Below are 16207 nucleotides of genomic sequence, written 5' to 3' on the forward strand. Positions count from 1 at the left end.
TTATATGAAAACTAAAGTTGTTTTACTCATAGCGAAACAGTTTTTTAAAAAGACCTTTAGCAATAAAGGTCTTTTAGCACTATTATCAACTTTTATATTAGTATTAGTTTACATTACAGTAAGTGGTTGGAGTGCTTTTGAAGCAAATCATGATGTAGTTGAACACCATGAAGACAAAGCAAGAAAAAGTTGGGAAGACAATCCGGATAAGCACCCTCATCGAATGGCGCATTTTGGAACGTTTGCTTTTCGTTTACAACACCCATTAAGTATTTTCGATTCAGGTATAGAAAGTTACACAGGTAATTCTATTTTTTTAGAAGCTCATAAACAACATACAGCTAATTTTTCAGAAGCAAGCTTAGCAACTGGTTTGGTACGTTTTGGAGATTTAAATATTGCCATGCTATTGCAGTTAATTCTACCTTTAATTATATTTTTTATAGGATACTCTTCTATAACTTTTGAAAAGGAGAATGGAACTTTAAAGATTTACTATACTCAAGGAGTAGGAATGAAAGAAATCTTGTTAGGTAAGTCATTAGGATTATTTTTAATAGCTTCTTTGTTTTTTGTACCAGCAATGCTGGCAATGTGGAGCATTTCTATATTTGAACATGAAATAGCTAATAGTGCAATAATTGCAAGAGCAGTTATAATTACTTTAAGTTACCTAGTTTTTTACTTGATTTTATGTGGAGTAACGGTACTTATTTCTGGAAGAAGTACCAACTCAAATAAAGCATTACTGACTCTTTTAGGAGGATGGTTGTTATTTTTTATCATTATACCTAAAACAGCTCAAGTAGTTGGAGGTTCAGTATACCCAAATCCGTCAAAAATTGAATTTAGTGCGGCTATAGAAGAAGAAGTTTCTAAGCAAGGAGATGGTCACAATCCTGACGATCCTTATTTTAATGGTATTAGAGATTCCATTTTAAAAGCTCATAATGTTACTGATGTAAAAGATTTACCTTTCAATTATAGTGGATTTATAATGGGGAAAGGTGAGGAGCAAACTGCAAAAATTTATAATGTAGAGCAAGCTAAATTAATTCAGACGTATAAAAATCAAAACAGTATTACAAATGGTTTGGTAATTATCAATCCTTATTTAGCAATTAAGAATTTGTCAATGAGTTTATCGGCAACAGATTTTGAAACCTACGTTAATTTTTTACTACAAACTGAAGATTACAGATATAAGCAATCTCAGTATATGAATGAATTGCAGATGAAATTCATCAGTAATAAAGCAAAAAGTAGTGAAGGAAAAGTACATGTGATAGATAGAGAGTATTGGAAATCTGCCCCAAAGTTTAGTTATGAGTTTATTACAGTTTCAGTAACCCTAAAAAATCAATTGTTGGCACTCATATCTTTAATTCTTTGGAGTATTGTAGCTTTTGTATTAATGATCAAATTTTCTAATCGATTTAAAATTATTTAACGTGTACAAATTATTAATCAAACAGTTTTTTAGATCAAAAACAGTATTGCTAGCTTTTGGAATTTTACTGTTTTTAGGTGTTTTAGGAATTGCTACCGGAAAACAATTTTTAAATCAAAAGGAAATAGCAATTAATAAAACTATAGAGCAACAAGAAAAACATTTAAAAAGACAAGTTTCTTTTCATAAAGATGATATTGGTTTGTTGTCTTACTATTTAAAGTTTTCATTTATAAATCCATTAAATCCTATTGCAGGAATTGCGATTGGACAAAGTGATGTGAATGCTCACATACAAAATGTAACTATTTTAAATCTGGAAGGTCAAAAATATGATACCGATTTGGTCAATCCAATGCGATTGCAAGCTGGGAATTTAGATCTTAGTTTTTTAATCATTTTTCTTTTTCCGTTAGTAATTATAGCTTTAAACTTTAATATTTTATCTGAAGAAGAGGAAAATGGAACTTGGAAAATGGTAACTATTCAAGGTACTTCTACTTTCAAATACTTACTATTAAAATTATCAATCCGATTATTATTTATAAGCATCGTTTTAGGTGTGTTATTTTTATTAGCTAAAATAATTTTAGGCATACCATTTACCACAGCTTTTTGGCAAATGATAAGTATCAGTTATGTGTATATTCTATTTTGGTTTGCACTTTGCTTTTTTGTAATTCTATTAAGAAAATCATCAAATACCAACGCCATTACTTTATTAACAACATGGTTAGTGTTAGTGGTGTTTTTACCAGTATTAGTAAGTAATTACATAGCAAATAAATACCCAGTAGAAGAGGCTTTTTCTATGACGATTAAGCAAAGAGATGAATACCACAAAAGATGGGATACAGATAAAGAAGAAACGATGGATAAATTTTACAAACATTATCCACAATTCTCTAAATATAAGTTACAAAAAGAAGGATTTACTTGGTTGTGGTACTATGCAATGCAACAAATGGGTGATGACGAATCGAAGTTAGAAAGAGACCAGATGTACGATAAAATTGATAAAAGAGAGCGATTAAGCAAGCAAATAGCACAGTTTTTTCCTCCTTTACAGGTACAATTATCTATGAATGCCATCGCAAATACAAGTTTAACAGATCAAGTACGGTTTTTAAACGCAACAACCGATTTTCACGAAAGAGTTCGTTTAAAGTTTTATCCTAAGATTTTTGAAAATGATCCTGTTGATAGTGTAGATTGGAATGAGTTTAAACCAGAGTATTATGAAGATAGTAGTAATTTCAATTTGTTTAAAACAGTATTCCCTATAGTGTTGGTAACATTATTGTTATTAGGATTTAGTTTTTTTATAAACGCTAAAAAATTCTCTTAAAGTGAAGTCATTTGTTATCACATTATTTAGTCTGTTGTTTAGTCTTGGCACTTATGCGCAAAATTCCTTTGAGTTTTATGGTAAAACAGTAGCTGCTGGAACTAAACAACATTTTAAAGTTCCTATTTCTGATGGAACTATTGAAACATTTATACCTATAACTGTTTTCTGTGGAGCAGAACAAGGTCCTGTTTTAGGTATCACTGCCGGAGTTCACGGATATGAGTATCCTCCTATTTTGGCAGGACAACGGTTAATTAAAAGTATCAATCCTAAGTTATTAAAAGGAGTCGTTATTTTAGTTCAAATTGCCAATGTAGGTAGTTTTTCTAAAAGAGCTCCTTTTATAAATCCGTTAGATGGTAAAAATTTAAACAGATCTTTTCCAGGGGATGCCAAAGGAACAGTTACTCAAAAAATAGCAAATTTTATAACCAACAATGTAATTGCAAAGTCTGATTTCTTTTTAGATGCACATGCCGGCGATGCACCCGAAGATTTAATGGCTTATGCAGCTTATTATTCTAACACATCAATGCCAGAAGCATCTCAAAAAGGAAGAGAAATGGCTAAGGCATTACTTTTTGATCACGTCATAGTTTTTAAAACAGATGGTAAGAAATATCTTAAGAAAAATGAATTGAGTTTATACTGTTCAGCAGAGGCTTTTAAAAGAAATATTCCCTCTGTAGATATTGAATGCGGAAAATTAGGAGGTACACAAGACCATTTAGTACGTAAAATAGAAAAAGGTGTTTTAAATATGTTAGTGCATCTTCAAATGTTATCTGTAAGTAATGCTGTAAATAATAAGTATCTCTTTATAGATGATAGAGTTTACCAAAGTAGTAATTACAATGGAATTTTTTATACAGAAAAGAAGTCAGGTGATTATGTTACAAAAGGAATGAAAATAGGAGAGATTACAGATTATTTTGGTAATACTTTAGAAACTATTTATGCCAAGTCAAATGGTGTAATTCTGTTAATAATTGGTACTCCGCCAGTTAATAAAGGAGAAACTTTAGTTACTATAGGTAAGGTTAAATAAGTTAAATTATTGTTGTAATTTTTTAATACATCACAAAATCAACTAAGTTTTTAGAAAAAATAGTATTTTTACGTGTGCGACTTAGTTGCATTAATAGTTATATATGAGATTGATTACATTAAAGTCAGATGCATTGGGGATGTTTGCAAGTACTCTTTGTTTATTACATTGTATAGCAACTCCTTTTCTTTTTTTAGTTCATGCTTCTGCTTCATGTTGTAGTGTAGGCGTGCCTACATGGTGGAAATTAGTAGATTATTGTTTTTTAATAATATCTGGTTTAGCAGTGTATTATTCAATACAAACAACTACTTCAAATAACATTAAACAAGCACTTTGGGTAAGTTGGTTTTTGTTGTTTTTAGTAATAATGAACGAAAATTTAAAAATATTCCACATACCTGAGTTTTTTAATTACATACCAGCAATAGTACTGGTGGTTCTTCACTTGTATAATCAGAGATATTGTCAATGTGAAACCGATAAATGTTGAGCAAAAAATGGATAAAAAGCAAATTGAGATAATAGGAGATAACCATATTTCTTCGAGTGTAGAAACACCAATGGTACCAAATGCTTTTGATAAATCTGATGAAGAGAAAATCAAAAACATACAACATCATTTCGGAAAAATAATGGAAGAGCTAGGCTTAGATTTAACAGACGATAGTTTATCTGGTACTCCTTATCGATTTGCAAAGATGTATGTTAAAGAACTGTTTTATGGTTTAAATCCTGAAAATAAGCCAAAATTATCAGTATTTGAAAATAAGTACGGATATAAAAAAATGCTTGTTGAACAGAACATAACTATAGATTCTTCGTGCGAACATCACTTTTTACCAATTACTGGGCATGCCCATATTGCTTACATACCAAAAGACAAAGTTATCGGACTATCAAAAATTAATCGCTTGGTAGATTATTATGCACACCGTCCTCAGGTTCAAGAAAGATTATCATTACAAATTCTGAAAGATTTACAAGGCACATTAGAAACAGAAGATGTAATTGTAATGATTTGTGCAAAACATTTATGTGTATCCTCAAGAGGAATAAAAGATAAAGATAGCTTTACAACAACCATTGAATTTGGAGGTGTATTTGAAGAAAAAGTAAAGCGTGACGAGTTTTTAAACATAGTAAATAACCAAAAATTATAAATAATGATAACAAAAGAACAAGTGTTAGCAGCACAAGAAAACTGGGGGAATGGAGTAGTAAAGATAGGTTCGTTAAAAGAAGAAAGAACAAACTGTGTAAACTTTACAAGCGAGTTTTTAGATGATTTATATGCATTTGAATTAGGTACAGTTTTATTTAAACCTACAAAATGTGAAGTAGAACAGTTTAGACCATCAAAAGCAGAAGCTCAATCTTATTTTATAGCAGGTGATGATCGTGCTTGTAAAGAAGATAAAGGATTTGCGATTCAACCTTGGACAAAGGTAAGATTTGAAAACGCTGGTATTATTTTACAAGAAGATAGAGCCATAGCTATGGGTAATTACTTTTTTACAACTGTAGAAGGTGATGAAGCAAAAGTAGAATATACGTTTGGTTACAAGTTAGTTGATGGAAAATTAAAAATTGATTTACACCATTCATCTTTCCCATACAAAATTGAGGTTCCAGCAGTATAATGCGTAAGCATTTATATTTTATATGTCCAACAGATTGTTTGGAGACTGTTATTGACAGTACATTTAAAAATGAAAATTATTTTTATACTTCTCTAGGCAATTCTGTTGTATTTAATAGTCAAACACTATTACAACTAAAGCAAATAGTTCGTAAACATTTAATAACTAAGGTGATTTTTGTATTGTCTGATGAAAACTACATTATACTAGATGCTTTAGAGAATCAGAAATACGAATATATTACTGGTTTAAGAGATTTCTACCAAGAAATGTCAACACATAAAAAGTATGCAACTGTAACAAGTTCTACAACAAACAGAGCGTTTTACATACTCTCTCATTATTTAAACATAAAAATAAAAGAGCTCCAATTTGAATTTCATCAGTCTTTTCTTGATTCAGTTCAAATTAGTGCTAAAATTTACAATAAACAAGGAGATACTTTCAGCGATATTTACCCTAGTTTGGTATGTATTGATAAGTATTGTTTAAACTAAAAGAACTACAAAATCAACTTGATTGGTTTTGTAGTTTTTTCATGAAAACTATTATGGACTATAACAGAAGAAAATTCATTTCCTTTTTAGGAAAAGCTAGTATAGGAATTGTAGCAGTACCACCATTTTTGGTAAGTTGCGGTAACACCACAACACCGTCTAAATCAGAAAAAATATCAGATGAGTATTTGGCAAAATTAAAAGAAGTGACACTAAAAGCTATTCAGCCTTCTGATGCGGATGATTTATTATTATCTGAAGGATTAAATTACCATACAATTGTTAAATGGGGAGATAAAATAAGTGATGTTGACGCATTTGGATTTAATAATGATTTTACGTGCTTTTTGCCTTTTGATGAGAAAAATCCTAAAGACGGACTTTTATGGGTAAATCACGAATATGTTAATCCTCTTTTTGTTTCAGATTTTAATCACAGAGAATTTGAGAACCCGATAGCGCATCGTACAAAAGAGCAAGTTGACAAAGAAATGTACAATGTAGGAGGTAGTATAGTAAGAATTAAAGAAGTTGATGGCAAGTGGGAGATTGTAAAAAACGATCCTCATAACAGACGAATTACTGCTCAAACACCTATTAAATTAAATTGGGATACGCCTATAAAAGGAGCTTCAACAGTAATAGGAACCAATAGTAATTGTTCAGGAGGAATTACACCTTGGAATACCTTTATAACCTGTGAAGAAAACTACGATGGTTTCTTTGGAGAAACTGAATATGATGAAAATAATAAAGCAACTCACAGACCAAGTAGAAGCGGTTGGGAAAATTTTTATGAATATCCGCCAGAACATTATGGTTGGGTAGTAGAGGTAAATCCAAAAGACGGTACAGCGCAAAAACACGTTGCTTTAGGACGATTTGCACACGAATGTTGTACGTTATACGAATTAAAAGATAAACGTGTAGTAGCATATACAGGAGACGACAAAAATAGTGAACACTTATATAAGTTTATTTCATCTAAACCAGGATCGTTAAAAGAAGGAACGCTGTATGTAGCAGATACAGTAAATGGAAAATGGTTGTCTTTAGATTGGGAAACACAAGCTGTTTTAAAAGAGAAGTTTAAAAATCAAACAGAAGTATTAGTAAGAGCCCGTGAAGCAGCAAAGCTAGTAGGAGCTACTGAGTTAAATAGGCCTGAAGATATTGAAATAGATCCAGTAACAGGAAATATTTTTGTTACCTTAACGAATAATAAAGATAAAGGTGATTATCACGGATCTATTTTAAAAATAGAAGAAACTGAAGGCGCTTTTGATGCATTAACATTTAAAGCATCTACTTACATAGCAGGAGGAGAGGAAAACGGTTTTTCTTGTCCAGATAATTTGGCTTTTGATTTATCAGGAAATTTATGGATGACTAGTGATATGTCTGGTAGTTCTATGAATAGAGAAGACAAACCTTATATGCCTTTTAAAAACAACAGTTTATTTGTTATTCCTAGATCAGGTAAAGATGCAGGTAAAGTAATTCGTGTAGCTTCAGCACCAAAAGATGCAGAGCTTACTGGTCCATGGTTTTCTCCAGACGGAAAAACATTATTTTTAAGTGTTCAACATCCAGGAGAACAAACAGAAGACATTAAAAATCCTACTAGTAAGTGGCCTTTTGATGCAGATAATATTCCGAAATCAGCTGTAGTAGCTATTAAGGGAGATTTAATTGAAAAAATGAATAGATTAAACGAGATAGAGGTTTAGTATTGAGTACAAAGTATTAAGTACTGAGTAGTGAGTAGTGAGTACAAAGTATTAAGAGATAAGTACTTGTCACTTTGTACTTAATACTAGATACTGCCTACTTAATACTCTATAACAAATAAAGAGAAGAAAAAATGGAAGCTATTATAACAATAGTAGGCTTTTTAGGAGCAGGTAAAACAACGCTTTTAAAACATTTAGTGCATAGTTTTACAAATAAAGATTGGAAACCTTTTGTAGTTTTAAACGATTATGAAAATGCCAACATGGATGCACAGCAATTAACAAGTTTGGTTGACGGTAATACAATTAAAGCGTTGAGTGGTAGTTGTATTTGTTGTAGCGGAATTGTTGAATTAAGAAATACGGTAAATAGAATTCCTGAAAGAGATAGGGGAGTAACTTTAATAGAAGCCAATGGTACCTCAGATGCATGCTCGTTAATGGAGTTTTTAGGAGTAGGAATAGAAGAGCGCTTTTTACCACCTATACAAGTTTCGGTTGTTGATGTAAAAAACTGGCAAAAACGAGGAGAAAATAATGAGTTAGAAGCCAATCAAATTCAGGTATCATCATTGGTAATATTAACGCATGTAGAGGGACAAAGTGAAGAGCGAAAAAATCAGGTAATTGATGAGTTAAACAAATTAAATCCATTAGTTAAAATAGTAACCATGGATGATTTAGATGTTTTATTGTTACCAGAATTAACACCATCTACTAACAAAGCTCAAAAGTTAGATCATAAAAAAGCACACTGGGCTTCTTGTTCTGTTGATTTACCCAATTTACCAAGTGAAGCTTATATTCATTTTATATGTAAAGAAATTCCGAGTAGTATTCTCAGGGTGAAAGGATGTACTATTGTAGGAGAGGATGATAATTATACTTATTTTGAACGTAAACCAGATGGTGAAGTTCACATAAGACCTTTTAACGGAACGCCTATTACTGGTGCTAAATTATTAACTATAGGACCTGGAAGTAGCATAGAAATGTTAACGGAAGTTATTGGTGTTTGTAGTGTTTAGACATTAGTATTTAGTATTGAGATATTAGTATAAAGTATTTAGTATTCAGTAGTGAGTATGTAGTATTTACTGAATGATACTACACCAATTAAAATTAATAAAAGGAGACTGCCTAATTAAATAGACAGTCTCTTTTTTTATTGAAAACAATAGTTGTAAACGGTATAAATTACTTTACAATTTTTACAACTTTATTAATCGTTTTGTTTCTAAACTTTACAAAATAAATACCAGTAGCAACATTTAATGGAATAGAAACACTACCATTTATAATGTTTACTCTATCAGAATAATGCAAAGCACCTTTACTATCGTGTACAGTAATATTCATGGTTTTATCAGTACCGCCAATGTAAAAGTTTACATTGTTTGTAAAAGGATTTGGGTACGGAGCAGAAACTTCTTCTTTTACTTTTGTAGTTGCTACTTTAGTAGTTACAGCATTAGGGTTAGCAACCCAAGCACCATCATACCAACCTTCACCACAAATTTCTAAATCTGTTGTTTGATTGCTTCCATTATTACTAAAAATAACATTAGCACAGTTAACCCCAGGTAAAGTATACTCAAACCAACCATCACCATCGCTGTCTGTCATACTAACTCCTGGCCATGAAGTGGTCATTACACCAGGTGAAGTGTTCCAATAATATAAAGTAACATTATTCCAGTTGGTATTACTGTTATTAAAATGAATAACAAGATTTTCAGTATCATCAGGATTATCATCACCAGGACAAGCAGCAGGACAGTTATCATACCATTGATTGGTTGATAAATCAAACCAACCATCTGTACTTCGGCTTAAATCATCAGTTTGTGCACCATTATTATTGTTGTTAAAAACAATACCAATATTACCACTATTTTCTATCGTAAAAGAATACCATTCAGATGCTTGTACTTGAGACATTGGTCTGCCTGGCCAACTCCATCCATTTACTGAAGAGTTGGTATCTCTATCATATAAATAAATATATACTTGATTCCACTGATTCGTGTTTCTAAAATGTACCGTATAATCAGTATCACCCGTATCCGCAGTTATTTCATAAGTTTCTTCAATAGCATTAGAGCTACCGGTACTATTAATAGCTACCGCTTTTAACGTTGTAGTTTCTGTAAAAGTTAAAGTATTAGTGTAGGTAGCACTAGATGCAGTAGGCACAGCCCCATCAGTAGTGTAATAAATAACCCCATTATTAGTAGCAGATAAATTAACAGAAATGTTTTCTTGATAGATACCACCATTAGTATCAACAGTTAATACGGGAACATCTAAAAGTCCAGGACAGTCAGATGGGCAGTTATCATACCATGTATTTTCAGATGATACATACCAACCATTTGAAGTTCTAAAAGTATCGTCAGATTGTGCTCCTGCATTATTTGTAAATACAATACCTACTTCCACAGCCTCTTCTACGGTGTACTTAAACCAAGGAGAATTTTGTACGTTGGTCATTAATTTTCCTGGCCAGCTCCATCCAGGTAAAGCACTGTCATTGTTTTTATCATATAAATATACATATACATTGTTCCAGTTAGCTGTGTTTTTAAAATGAATATCAAAAGAATCAAGTTCTCCAAAAGTATAGTTTCTAGTAATTACTTCTGAAGTATTATCATTACTATCGTAGGCAATTGCTTTTAAGGTAATAGCTTCACTTTCGCTATTTCCTATGTTAAAAGTACCATTGTATGCAGTACTAGTTTTACTTGGTGTACTACCATCTAAAGTATAATAAATTGCAACAGTAGCATTTTCAGCAGTTGTTTCAGCTTCCATACTTATTTCAATAGTATCTAGGTTGTTACCAGATTCAGGATTTACAGCTAAAGTAACTTCATCACTACTATTAAACTCTCCAACATATACGTGTTGAATTGGGCTTTTAAATACATTTCCTTTGGTATCAATTGCCTCTACATAATAATCTACCAATACATTAGATAAACCTTTAATTTCAGCATAACATAAATCAGCAATATCCGTAGGCACAATAAATAAATCAATTTCAGGGTCATTGGTTATATTTCCCTTCGGAAAAGCTTTTTTAGTCATCGATTTAGAAACCCATGCACCAACACCTTGTCCGCCGCTGTAAGTATCGTTTGCATTATCAGATACTGGATTTACCCCATCATCATCAGTTCTGTATTTTAATTCAATAGAAGCTAATCCGCTAATATCATGCGCAAAAGTCCATACATGAAAATCAGAAGAATTCTGAACTTCCTTGTATCCGTAAATAGGACCGAAGCCTTTACCACCAGGATTGTAAGGAAAACGTTGCGGAATAAAAACTGAAGGAGGTGTAGTATCTTCATCAGGATTACTATTAATCACATCCATGGCATGATCAATAGCTATGTTACCAGCTAATGTTTGTTTTACTTCCATATCAATAGCCTTACCGTAATACATATAACCACTAGTTAATGAAGGCAAAAAGAAGTGCCAAGCTTTTTCTGCACTTGAGGCACTTGCTGAAGGATTAATTACTTGTGCAGGATTCACATTTCCGTCTATATCAGCAGCAGTAAATACATAATTTTCAGCAGCGGTAATTACTGCCCAGTTTCTTGCATCTTCTGTCCATCCATTCGGATTAAACTTGTAGCTAGTAGTATCATATAAAGGCCATAACCAATTAATAAATTGTGGATGCCCCCAGTCATTAGCAGCATTTACCCACGAACCGTCTTCTACTTTTACAATGTCGTTTTCTGGCACAGGGTATGAATTTAAAAACTGTTGAATAGTAGTTGGATCGTACCCTTTAGAAGCTGCTTCATTGGCAAAACCAGGCACAGATTCTTGATAGTAACTATCACCACCACCCCAAGCATTATCGCCATCGTGTGCCAATAAAATAATGGTAGGGTGCGCTTCATTACTAAAAGGAGCGATGTTTTTATCAATTTCATCAGTCCCCATAGAGCTAAATCCGTTTTGGTAACTTAACAAATCCGCCATAGGTACAACATCTAGTTTGTATGCTTGCCCTGTTTCAGGATCAATGTATTGTGCCTTGTGAGCTTGATACGAATACGGTGCGGCAAATGTACCACCACGACCATCAATTTGTCCGTTCCACCAATTTACCCCTTTGGTAGTTACTTTATCGGCAGCGTTTGGCGGATCAATATTGGTACCAGAAGTTCCATAATTTATTGGGTAATCATCTAAAGTTCTGGCTAAGTGACTATTTGCAATTACCGACCATTCAAAACCTTCTTCTACCAATACTTTAATAATACGTTCAGAGAAAGAACATTCGGCAGGCCAAAACCCTTTAGAATAAGCCCCTCCGAATGTTTGATCAGAAATAATTCTGTGTGTTTTTAGTTCCATTCTTAAAGCACGCTCACTAATTAACGGAGCTAATGCATGGTGAAATGTAAAACCTGTTAAATCCATTCTTGGTTGTCCGCCAGATGTTTTCCAATTTTTACCCTGAATAAATTCATTTTCCCAGCCTTGGTAATAGCCCCAAGCACCTGCATTGGCTAAACTATTTACATTTTCTATTAAACATCCAGAATAGTTTACTTGAGCACCACCATTTGGATGTCCTAATAAGGTTTGTACAGAGTTTTTTGGTCCGTATTGATAAGCTTTTACTCTATCATACTTTCCAAATATTTCTTCAAGATCATTTAAAGGATGGCTTTTACCATCTGCATATACATTAAAGGGATCTCCAGATTGTTTTAAGTTAAATGATTCAAATACTGTTTGGTAACGGTTAGGGTTTGCTTTACTTTTTTCTGCCCAGTAAATAGGTTGTTGCATGTGCCACAAATAAGAAGTATGTACTTTTTGAGCAAATAATCCTACACACAAAAAAGCAGCAATTAAAAATAATTTAATGTCTTTCATGATATTATTTAGAATGATTAATTAAATGATTCCTTCAATAAAAATTAAGTCTGCAGTACCATGAGTTTTATTAAAAGAAAAAGAATAAATAAAAGGTTATACAGGTTTTGGTGTGGGTTTGCAAACCATATAAAAAGCTTTTTTTAATGTAAAATTAAAAGCACTAAAACGATGTATGAGGAGGTTAGTGTTGTAATGTGATTGTTTTGATAATAACTAAAATAATCCCCTTTTTATTTAAACATTTATCAAAAATAGATATAATAAAAAGAGAATTTTAAGGTGGTGGTAAACGAAAACGGTTTCGTGTTGATAAGTAATTTAATTTAATAGAGGGTGAAGAGTTGTTGGTAAACTTTTCTGTATAAAGTTGCTATTTGTTAGTTGTTTATTGGTATGTGAAGTACTCTTAATTTTAAGTTAAGGGTATGTATTGTTGTTAACTATTAGTTAAATAATTGGGGAGTTATAAAATACTTTATACATTTATTGTGCTATTGAATTTGAAATATTAAAAAAGCTAGATATAAAAATTGCGAATCTAACAATAAACATTACAAATTATCAATTAAGTAGCATGTATAGGTAGGTATCTATATAGTGTTGTGTATGCATGTAGGCAATACTTAGTAAATGAAAAGAAATTAATAACCATAAATAATAAATGTTATGAAATACTATTTAGTAGAAAACAAGTTGACAGAAGAGGAAAACTATTCGGCACGTGTGTTAGTTGAGCGTACCGTAAATCAAGACGCACTTATTGAAAAAATGCTTAGCAAACGTAATTTAGTAAGTAAAACAGATATTGTAGCTGTATTAAATTCTTATTATGAAGAAATGATGGAATGTATTTTAGATGGAGATAATATTAATTTACCATTTTTTAATTTAAGTTATTCTATTACAGGAGTGTTTGAAACTGAAAGTGATAGTTTTAATGCAAGCAATCATAAGCTACATGTAAATATTAATAGTGGTAAACTTATTAATGAAGTTAAAAATAATATATCGTTACAAAAAATAACAAAACCAGTAACCAATACCATAATTAACAGTTTTAGAGATATTACTACACAAACGGTTAATACCGATTTAACTTCTAACGGATTGTTTGAAATAAATGGTACACGTTTAAAAGTAGATGGAGATAAACCAGAAGTTGGGTTGTATTTTGTTGCTGAAGATGGTACAGAGTTTAAAGTGCAGTTGATGGCTCAAAATAGTAACAGAAAAATTATAGGGCAAGCACCAACACTTACTGCGGGTATTTACAAAATTAGAATAAAAACACAGTCTACAACAAGTACAGGTATTTATTTAAATGAAGTTCGTTTATCTGAAACTCCTTTTACTGTAATGGTTGTTTCAGTGTAACTAATAGTATATAAATTTTATTAAAAACCTAAAAGGCTTTATGGTCTTTTAGGTTTTTTTATTGAATATGGTTTTGTTTTTTCTTTGCCTTGATTTCTTTAATTTTAAAGTGCTTTAGTTTCTTCTTTGCCTTGATGCAAAGAACCAAAAATAAAGAGGTATGATAAAACTTTGTAAAATACTACGGCATCACCAGCCACAGATAAAAAGAACTCGCCATCGCTAAAACAGCTTTTTATCTTTTATCCAACGCTGCTGCCTTGATTTTTAAAATTTTTATCAATAGGTCGGGGGGTGATGAACTGTTATTACGAATGTAGTGCAACGAAATGAAGTAATCTTATGGTTTTAAAGTACTTTAGTTTCTTCTTTGCCTTGATGCAAAGAACCAAAAATAAAGAGGTATGATAAAACTTTGTAAAATACTACGGCATTACCAGCCACAGATAAAAAGAACTCGCTATCGCTCAAACAGCTTTTTATCTTTTATCCAACGCTGCTGCCTTGATTTTTTAAATTTTTATCAATAGGTCAGGGGGGGATGAACTGTTATTACGAATGTAGTACAACGAAATGAAGTAATCTTTTGAGATTGAAAATACTATAATTTTAAAATTATGAAGTCAGTTCTATTAGTTATATAAAGGCATTTCCATTAGGTATATAGTATCAGTTCATCTAACTATATGGTATGGTTACTATTATATGTATGAAGTTTTGCTTTCTTTTTAGCTATAAGTTTTAAAAACTGAATAATTCTTTTTTTTATCTAATACAAAAGCCTACCTTTGAGGGATATATTAAAATTGTAGATTAAATTACAAACGGATTTTTGCGTTTAACTTTCTTTCCCGCCTAAGACAATCAGACAAACTTATCCTTCTTGCGCTTTAATTTTTTTTCTAATTATATGAGATTCAATAACTGGCTATGCATATAGTAACGTTACTGAATATTAGGATCAATAAGTTTTAAAATAGCTCTTATTCATTCAATTAACTCTTGTTATAAAAAATGATTTTAATTAATAATCAATAATAGAGTTATAATGTATTTAATAGAATATGAGACAACTTAAAATTACAAAGCAAGTAACCAATAGAGAATCAAAATCTTTAGATAAGTATTTACAAGATATTTCTAAAATTGGCTTAATTACTGCAGATGAAGAAGTAGAGTTGGCTAGAAGAATAAAAGAAGGAGATCAAGAAGCATTAGAAACCTTAGTAAGTGCTAATTTACGTTTTGTTGTTTCTGTAGCTAAACAGTATCAAACACAGGGTTTAAAGTTAATAGATTTAATAAATGAAGGTAATATAGGTTTGGTTAAAGCGGCACGACGTTTTGATGAAACTAGAGGGTTTAAATTTATTTCTTACGCAGTATGGTGGATTCGTCAATCAATATTGCAAGCTTTAGCAGAGCAATCTCGTATTGTAAGATTGCCTTTGAATAGAATTGGAGATATTAATAAGATAAACAAAGCAATAGTTCGTTTAGAGCAAGACAACGAAAGAGAACCGTCTATTCATGAAATTGCTAAAGAGTTAGATATGACATTGACTAATGTAAAAGAGTCTCTAAGTAATTCGAGAAAGCATTTATCTATGGATGCTCCGTTTAAAGAAGGAGAGAATTCTAATTTATATGATGTGTATAACTCTGGAGAGCTAGCAAATGTTGATAAAGAACTGAATGCTCAATCACTTCACATAGAAATTAATAGGGTGTTGGAAACCTTATCACCTAGAGAGTCTGATGTTATAAAAATGTTTTATGGTATAGGAAATGAATCATCAATGACATTAGAAGAGATAGGAGGAATATTTGATTTAACAAGAGAAAGAGTAAGACAAATAAAAGAAAAAGCATTAAGAAGATTAAAGCATTCATCAAAATCAAAAGTTTTGATAGCTTATTTAGGATAAAAATTTAAAATTAATAATAAATATATGTTGATAATTAAGATCAAGGAAGGAGAAAACATTGATAGAGCCTTGAAACGTTACAGAAAAAAGTATAAAAACACTAAACTTATACAAGAAGTAAGAAGGAGAAAAGAGTATAAGAAAGAATCTGTACGTAGAAGAGAAGAGGTACAAAAAGCTCAGTACAAAGAGCGAATGTTTAATACAGATAATTAAACATTTAAAATAAAATTTACGCAAAAAAATAATTAAATAATATAGTAAAC

Annotated in this window: 13 protein-coding genes; 12 read left to right on the top strand and 1 reads right to left on the bottom strand. The window is 31.4% G+C overall.

Annotated elements, in window-relative coordinates:
• Positions 1-4 precede the first annotated feature (4 nt).
• The 9 genes from EYW44_RS00150 (at position 5) to EYW44_RS00190 (ending at position 8750) form a co-directional block, all read left to right on the top strand.
• Positions 5-1450: an ABC transporter permease gene (locus tag EYW44_RS00150; protein ID WP_132721169.1), complete on the top strand. Its 1446-nt coding sequence runs from the start codon at positions 5-7 to the stop codon at positions 1448-1450.
• Between the two features lies 1 nt (position 1451).
• A complete protein-coding gene (locus EYW44_RS00155) occupies positions 1452-2798 on the top strand; it encodes a DUF3526 domain-containing protein (protein ID WP_165872121.1) in 1347 nt (448 codons plus the stop codon).
• A 1-nt stretch (position 2799) separates the two neighbouring features.
• On the top strand, positions 2800-3849 hold the full coding sequence (locus EYW44_RS00160; RefSeq protein WP_132721173.1) for a succinylglutamate desuccinylase/aspartoacylase family protein: 1050 nt from the start codon (positions 2800-2802) through the stop codon (positions 3847-3849).
• A gap of 103 nt (positions 3850-3952) precedes the next feature.
• Positions 3953-4342 (top strand): MerC domain-containing protein, encoded by a 390-nt coding sequence (locus EYW44_RS00165; protein ID WP_132721175.1) that lies wholly within the window; start codon positions 3953-3955, stop codon positions 4340-4342.
• A gap of 7 nt (positions 4343-4349) precedes the next feature.
• Positions 4350-5012, top strand: a complete 663-nt coding sequence (gene folE, locus EYW44_RS00170) for a GTP cyclohydrolase I FolE (protein ID WP_132721177.1) — start codon at positions 4350-4352, stop codon at positions 5010-5012.
• Positions 5013-5015: 3 nt separating this feature from the next.
• Entirely contained in the window at positions 5016-5492 is a 477-nt protein-coding gene (locus tag EYW44_RS00175; protein WP_132721179.1) for a hypothetical protein, read from the top strand.
• Positions 5492-5989, top strand: coding sequence for a hypothetical protein (locus EYW44_RS00180; protein ID WP_132721181.1), 498 nt, complete (start codon positions 5492-5494; stop codon positions 5987-5989). The genes EYW44_RS00175 and EYW44_RS00180 overlap by 1 nt, the downstream gene beginning before the upstream one ends.
• 41 nt (positions 5990-6030) lie before the next feature.
• Complete coding sequence (locus tag EYW44_RS00185; protein ID WP_243643578.1) at positions 6031-7719, top strand: PhoX family protein; 1689 nt, start codon at positions 6031-6033, stop codon at positions 7717-7719.
• Positions 7720-7853: 134 nt separating this feature from the next.
• A complete protein-coding gene (locus tag EYW44_RS00190) occupies positions 7854-8750 on the top strand; it encodes a GTP-binding protein (protein ID WP_132721183.1) in 897 nt (298 codons plus the stop codon).
• Positions 8751-8919: 169 nt separating this feature from the next.
• Here the strand turns inward: EYW44_RS00190 and EYW44_RS00195 are convergent, their stop codons facing one another.
• A complete protein-coding gene (locus EYW44_RS00195; protein ID WP_132721185.1) occupies positions 8920-12636 on the bottom strand; it encodes a starch-binding protein in 3717 nt (1238 codons plus the stop codon).
• Positions 12637-13305: 669 nt separating this feature from the next.
• On the opposite strand from EYW44_RS00195, the gene EYW44_RS00200 reads away from it, so the two are divergent.
• From EYW44_RS00200 to rpsU, 3 genes are all read left to right on the top strand, one after another.
• The gene (locus EYW44_RS00200; protein ID WP_132721187.1) at positions 13306-14013 is read left to right on the top strand and encodes a DNA-binding domain-containing protein; all 708 of its coding nucleotides are present in this window, start codon (positions 13306-13308) and stop codon (positions 14011-14013) included.
• Between the two features lie 1064 nt (positions 14014-15077).
• On the top strand, positions 15078-15941 hold the full coding sequence (locus EYW44_RS00205) for a sigma-70 family RNA polymerase sigma factor (protein WP_132721189.1): 864 nt from the start codon (positions 15078-15080) through the stop codon (positions 15939-15941).
• 24 nt (positions 15942-15965) lie between these two features.
• A complete protein-coding gene (gene rpsU / locus EYW44_RS00210) occupies positions 15966-16157 on the top strand; it encodes a 30S ribosomal protein S21 (protein ID WP_132721191.1) in 192 nt (63 codons plus the stop codon).
• The last annotated feature ends 50 nt before the right edge of the window (positions 16158-16207 follow it).

The organism is Tenacibaculum sp. M341 (genome assembly GCF_004337695.1).
GTDB lineage: Bacteria > Bacteroidota > Bacteroidia > Flavobacteriales > Flavobacteriaceae > Polaribacter.

What these genes read in the sequence shown, in the direction of transcription:
- EYW44_RS00150 (WP_132721169.1), top strand. Translation starts at nt 5, where the DNA reads ATGAAAACTAAAGTTGTTTTACTCATAGCGAAACAGTTTTTTAAAAAG.
- EYW44_RS00200 (WP_132721187.1), top strand. Translation starts at nt 13,306, where the DNA reads ATGAAATACTATTTAGTAGAAAACAAGTTGACAGAAGAGGAAAACTAT.
- EYW44_RS00190 (WP_132721183.1), top strand. Translation starts at nt 7,854, where the DNA reads ATGGAAGCTATTATAACAATAGTAGGCTTTTTAGGAGCAGGTAAAACA.
- EYW44_RS00185 (WP_243643578.1), top strand. Translation starts at nt 6,031, where the DNA reads ATGAAAACTATTATGGACTATAACAGAAGAAAATTCATTTCCTTTTTA.
- rpsU (WP_132721191.1), top strand. Translation starts at nt 15,966, where the DNA reads ATGTTGATAATTAAGATCAAGGAAGGAGAAAACATTGATAGAGCCTTG.
- EYW44_RS00165 (WP_132721175.1), top strand. Translation starts at nt 3,953, where the DNA reads ATGAGATTGATTACATTAAAGTCAGATGCATTGGGGATGTTTGCAAGT.
- EYW44_RS00205 (WP_132721189.1), top strand. Translation starts at nt 15,078, where the DNA reads ATGAGACAACTTAAAATTACAAAGCAAGTAACCAATAGAGAATCAAAA.
- EYW44_RS00180 (WP_132721181.1), top strand. Translation starts at nt 5,492, where the DNA reads ATGCGTAAGCATTTATATTTTATATGTCCAACAGATTGTTTGGAGACT.
- folE (WP_132721177.1), top strand. Translation starts at nt 4,350, where the DNA reads ATGGATAAAAAGCAAATTGAGATAATAGGAGATAACCATATTTCTTCG.
- EYW44_RS00175 (WP_132721179.1), top strand. Translation starts at nt 5,016, where the DNA reads ATGATAACAAAAGAACAAGTGTTAGCAGCACAAGAAAACTGGGGGAAT.
- EYW44_RS00195 (WP_132721185.1), bottom strand. Translation starts at nt 12,636, where the DNA reads ATGAAAGACATTAAATTATTTTTAATTGCTGCTTTTTTGTGTGTAGGA.